The organism is Neisseria sp. P0021.S007, from assembly GCF_051956855.1.
Window position 1 is genome coordinate 1 of record NZ_JBQCXA010001709.1, and the last position, 444, is coordinate 444.

General features: G+C 49.8%; 1 pseudogene. It reads left to right on the forward strand.

The window, feature by feature from the left end:
* Nucleotides 1-61 precede the first annotated feature (61 nt).
* A pseudogene (locus ACTHUR_RS21040) lies at nucleotides 62-444 on the forward strand (thiol:disulfide interchange protein DsbA/DsbL); the annotation flags it as partial.

The following is a 444-nucleotide window of genomic DNA, read 5'->3' on the forward strand; positions in this document are numbered from 1 at the left end:
ATATCAAACTGTCAAAATGCAATAGAATTCTATGTTTGACCAAATCATCACGGAGTTGATCATGAAACTGAAAACCCTCGCCCTTGCTGCAGCCCTGTTCGCCCTCGCTGCCTGTGATAACAAAGCCCAAACCAGCGTTCCTGCCAGCAACGTACCTGCTGCTTCAGCAGCCTCTGAAGCGCCTGTTGCTTTGGTTGAAGGACTTAACTATACCACCCTCAGTACACCCATTCCACAGCAGCAAGCAGGCAAAGTCGAAGTGCTCGAATTTTTCGGATACTTCTGCCCGCACTGTGCCCACCTCGAACCCGTCTTGAGCAAACATGCCAAAACCTTTAAAGACGACACTTACCTGCGCACAGAACACGTTGTCTGGGGTGATGAGATGAAACCATTGGTGCGCCTTGCAGCTTCCGTCGATATGGCAGTCGCAAAAAGTCAAGA